This window comes from Streptomyces sp. HSW2009 (genome assembly GCF_040240285.1).
Lineage (GTDB): Bacteria > Actinomycetota > Actinomycetes > Streptomycetales > Streptomycetaceae > Streptomyces.
The window spans coordinates 1-4394 of sequence record NZ_JBEHZD010000598.1; the positions used below are offsets into that span (position 1 = coordinate 1).

5 protein-coding genes are annotated in these 4394 nt (G+C 75.9%); 2 read left to right on the plus strand and 3 right to left on the minus strand.

Features of this window, described 5'->3' with window-relative positions:
* Together AAHZ94_RS29220 and AAHZ94_RS29225 are read left to right on the plus strand one after the other, a co-directional pair.
* The coding region (locus tag AAHZ94_RS29220; RefSeq protein WP_502964818.1) for a hypothetical protein at positions 1-654 on the plus strand (654 nt) is incomplete at its 5' end.
* Between the two features lie 486 nt (positions 655-1140).
* Entirely contained in the window at positions 1141-1623 is a 483-nt protein-coding gene (locus tag AAHZ94_RS29225) for a WapI family immunity protein (protein ID WP_349996664.1), read from the plus strand.
* 164 nt (positions 1624-1787) lie between these two features.
* Here the strand turns inward: AAHZ94_RS29225 and AAHZ94_RS29230 are convergent, their stop codons facing one another.
* The 3 genes from AAHZ94_RS29230 to AAHZ94_RS29240 form a co-directional block, all read right to left on the minus strand.
* The gene (locus AAHZ94_RS29230) at positions 1788-2603 is read right to left on the minus strand and encodes an endonuclease/exonuclease/phosphatase family protein (protein WP_349996666.1); all 816 of its coding nucleotides are present in this window, start codon (positions 2601-2603) and stop codon (positions 1788-1790) included.
* Positions 2604-2916: 313 nt separating this feature from the next.
* Positions 2917-3858, minus strand: coding sequence for an ROK family glucokinase (locus AAHZ94_RS29235; RefSeq protein ID WP_349996668.1), 942 nt, complete (start codon positions 3856-3858; stop codon positions 2917-2919).
* A 55-nt stretch (positions 3859-3913) separates the two neighbouring features.
* Positions 3914-4394, minus strand: a 481-nt coding sequence (locus tag AAHZ94_RS29240; protein WP_349996670.1) for a DUF5304 domain-containing protein, incomplete at its 5' end; no start/stop codon positions are given.

The following is a 4394-nucleotide window of genomic DNA, read 5'->3' on the forward strand; positions in this document are numbered from 1 at the left end:
GGCGGGCCGGCAGCCGCGGCCGGACCGGCGCCCGGCAGCGGCACGCGCCCGGAGCGCACCGCGGAGCAGGTCGCGGCGGAGGAGGCCGCCTGGGCCGCGATCGTGGCCGGTTACGGCGAGGAGCCGCCGGACCCGCCGGGGGTCGCCCCGTGGTCGGCGCCGAAGGGGCCGGACGAGGCGACGGACGGGCCCGGGCGGGAGATCGCGCCGGGCAAGCCCGACAAGACGCTCGGCCGCTCGGATGACGAGCCGCCCCGCCGCAGTGAGGCCAAGGGCGGCGAAGCGGAGGCGGACGAACCGCAGGCCGCGCGCCCGCTGGGCAGCTCCGTGATCTTCGCGCCGGGCGTGGGCCCGCGCGACTGGACGCCCGACGAACCCTCCGACGACGACTTCGACGAATCCGACGAGGGCCACTTCGTACCGCCGGACCCACCGCTCCCGCACGCGGACACCACGGCGCGCTTCGCCTGGCTCGCGGTGCTCGGCGGCCCGCTGCTGCTGCTCATCATGGTGGTGCTCCGGCAGGAGATCACCTGGTGGATCGCGACCCTGGGAGTGGGCGGCTTCCTCGGCGGCTTCGCGACCCTGGTGATGCGGATGCGCAACGACGAGGACGAGGAGGACGACGACCCGGGTCGGGGCGCCGTCGTTTAGCCGGCCGTCGGCTGGCCGGCTGGCCGGACGGTTGTCGGGCCCGGGCGGTTGTCTGACCCGGGCCGTCGTCTGACCTGCCGGGCGGCTGCCGCTGGTCGTGCCGGACTGGCGACTGCCACCGGTCCACCGGGCCGGGCGGCTGCCGCAGGTCGCGCCCGCGTCGCCGGGCTCATCCGGGTCGCCGCCGCTCACACTCCCGCCGCCGAGCTCGCCCGCGGCACCGGTCGCCCTCCGTACCACCGGATCACCCGCAAGAGCGGCAGCCACCGCCCGGCGCCATGACCGAAGCCGACGGGCCCAGCCGGTGCCCCTGCCGGTCCGCCGGCCGGCCACGGGCCACGCGGGCCCGAGCGACCCCACAGCCTCGGCCGACCCGCCCGCCCGGCGGTCCGTCCATCGGGACGCCCGTCCGTCGGTCCGCCTGCCCGTCCGGGTACGGCCCCGGGGAGCCGGTCCGCAGGTGCGGCCCTGTGCCATCCTGGGCCGGTGCTGCTGAGCGATCCCGTGAACCGTTTCGAGCTGCGCCCGGTCCGCTACCAGTTCCCAGTGGCACGGGGCGCCGCGTACGACGACAACTGGCTGGTCATCGCGGGGACGGTGGCAACCCCCGACGGTGCCTGGTCCTTCGCCGACCCCTGTCTGTTGACCGACGAGGCGCGTCGGATCGGCGTGTGGCTGCGTGCCGTGGCCGCCGGGACCGCGGCGGTGACCGGCCCGGACGCCGACGGGGAGTGGTCCCCCGACGTCTGCTTCATCGAGCCGGTCCTCGCCCTGAGCCTCGCCGAACGGGGCGACGACGGAGCGACCGTCCGCCTGCACCTGTCCCTGGAGGCCGCACCACCCTCCCGGCCGGATGCCGAATCCGCGGACGTCTACCAGTACTTCGTCGCGGTCCGCGTCGCCACCGTGGACCTGCTCCGGGCGGCCGACGCCTGGGACGCCGAGCTGGCCGCCTTCCCGCCCCGCTGACCGGCCCGGCCGGGGGCGGGTGACCGTACGCACACCCGCCGGGAGCCGCGAACGCGCCGTACCGCCGCCACTCCCCCGCGCCCGGCGAGCGACGGGCACCGCACCGAGCAGGCCAGGCCAGGCCAGCGCGCCGGGGCCCGTACGGTCACGGCAACGCGCCGGGGTCAGTCCGTACGGCCGCCCGGGTGCGGCAGTCGCAGTGCGGCCAGTACGGGCCGGTGGTCGGCGGCGGTGTGCAGGTCGTCGGGGCGGACGGCGGCGAGCGCGTCGGGCACGCCGCAGCCGAGTACCTCGACGCCGCCGGTGGTCAGCACCGCGTCGATGCGCTGGTGCGGGTGGGCCACGGGCGCGGTGAACTCGCTGCCCCACGGGCGGAGTTCCCTGGCGTCGTGCAGCGGCCCCGCGGTCAGCCGCTGGAAGGCACGGCCCTGCGGCCCCTCACCGAAGCCGCCGGCCGCCACCGCGTACGGGGCGTCGAGGGCGGTGAGTTGGCCGAGCAACTGCCCCGCGTGCACGTACCGTTCCCCGGCGGCGGGGCCGAAGTGGCAGCTCAGCACGGCGAGCCGGACGTCACCGAAGCGCAGCACGGCGCCGGCGACGCCGCGCCGCGGCAGGCCGGGCGTGCGTGGCAGCCCGACCTCGGCGGTGTGCTCCACGTGCGGGCGCAGGGTGCTGAGGATGGCCGGCCCGGTGGTGGTGGCGCCACCGGCGACGTGCACCAGCCCGGCTTCGCGGGCCAGCCGCGCCAGCGCCTTGCGCCAGCGGAAGAACCGCGGCGCCTCCTGGACGCACACCACGTCGGGGGCGGTGGCGCGGATGACCCGGGCCACCGCCTGCCGGGCGGCGCCGGGCTGCTGGCCCGGGGCGTCGCGCAGCGAGCGGATGTTGTAGCTCAGCACCCGCACCACGACGGAGCCGTCCGGCTCCGTGTGGGACGCGGGCAGATCGTGCTGTGGACTCCGTACGGCCGCGAGCGTCACTCCGCCACTCCAGAACTGGGACCTGACCTGATGTTCTTCTGTGCTGACACGCGCGGGCGCCGCGCGCGGACGGCAGCGGCGCCCCGGTGCCGTCGGGGCAATCCCCGAGGCATCTCCCGGGACAACCTACGGGGTGCCGGGGCATGCGCGCCTACCGTTGCGGACGAGGCTGGTGTGACGCAAGTTCCCGCTGTTACCGCCGACTTCGACGACCTGTGCCGGACGTAAGGGGCCAGCGGGACCTATCGGCATCCGTCGGGCGGCGAGGGCGGGGCGGCCGTCCGCGCCGGGCCGGCCCGCCGGCCGGTCCCGATCAGCCCTGGCGGGCCAGGTCCGCCGCGCCCACCAGGCCCGCCTTGCCGCCGAGTTGGGCGGCGAGCACCTGGGCGTGCGGGCGCCACTGGCCGCCGACCAGCCAGCGGCGGAAGGACTTGCGGATCGGGTCGAGCACCAGGTCGCCCTCGTCCGAGACGCCGCCGCCGACGATGAACGCCGACGGGTCGAAGAGCGAGGCCAGGTCGGCGAGGCCGGAGCCGGCCCAGCGGGCGAGTTCGCGGAAGGAGTCGATGGCCACCGGGTCACCGCTGCGGGCGGCCTGGCTCACGTGCTTGCCCTCGATGCCGGCCGGGGTGCCGTCGCCGAGGCCGAGCAGGACGGTGGCGTTCTCGGGGGCCGCCGCGGCGCGCTGGCGGGCGTACCGCACCAGGGCCCGCCCCGACGCGTACTGCTCCCAACAGCCCTGACTGCCGCAGCCGCACAGCAGGCCGTCCGGCACCACCCGGATGTGCCCGAACTCGCCGGCCACCCCGAACCGCCCGCGGCGCAGCTTGTTGCCGATGATGACGCCGCCGCCGAGCCCGGTGCCGAGCGTGATGCAGATGACGTCGTCGTGGCCCTGCCCGGCGCCGAACCGGTACTCGCCCCAGGCGGCGGCGTTGGCGTCGTTCTCCACCACGACGGGCAGCCCGACCCGCTGTTCGACCTTGTCCTTGAGCGCCTCGTGGCGCCAATTGATGTTGGGCGCGAACAGCACGGTGGCGCGCTTGTCGTCCACGTAGCCGGCGGCGCCGATGCCGACCGCCTCCACCTCGTGGTCGGCGCTGACCGTCCGTACCGCATCGGCGATGGCGTCCACGACGCCCGCGGGGGTGGGTGGGGTCGGGACCTGACACGTCGCTCGGATCGTGCCCTCTTCATCGACCACGCCCGCCGCGATCTTCGTGCCGCCGATGTCAACGCCGATGGTGAGTCCCATATGTCCCTCAGTCTTCGGTCGATCCCCGCCGGGCTAACCGTACCGGAGGGCGGCCTCAGTCGAGGTCGATGCGTTCACTTCCTGGAGGCGTATCGTCTCGGCCGCCGTCTTTCTTGGTCCCGGGCTCCGCTGCGGGCGCGCCTTCGCGTGCGGCCTGGTCGTCGTCGCGCGTCCAGCGCTGCTCCTGGCCCGTCACCGCCGCCCGGGCCGCCGCGAGCAGTTCGGAGCCGGCCGTGGCCAGGTGGTCGAAGACGTCGGGGTTGCGCTCGATGACCGGCTCGACGGCGGCCTTCGCCTGGCCGATGAGTTGGCGCATGACGGTCTGGGCGGCGGCGCCGGCGATCGGACCTTGAAGCGATGAGAGCTTGTCGGTGAGGGTTTCCGCCAACTTCCGGAGCTCTTCGGCGGCGCTGGTCGGCTGCGGTCCGTAACGGGCCCGGCGCCGTTCGCGCTCGGCGGCGAGGTCCTCGGCGCACGCCTGCTCCCAGGCGCCCGGGTCCGCCGCTGGCGCCTCGCGCGCGGGCCGGTCCGCGGCG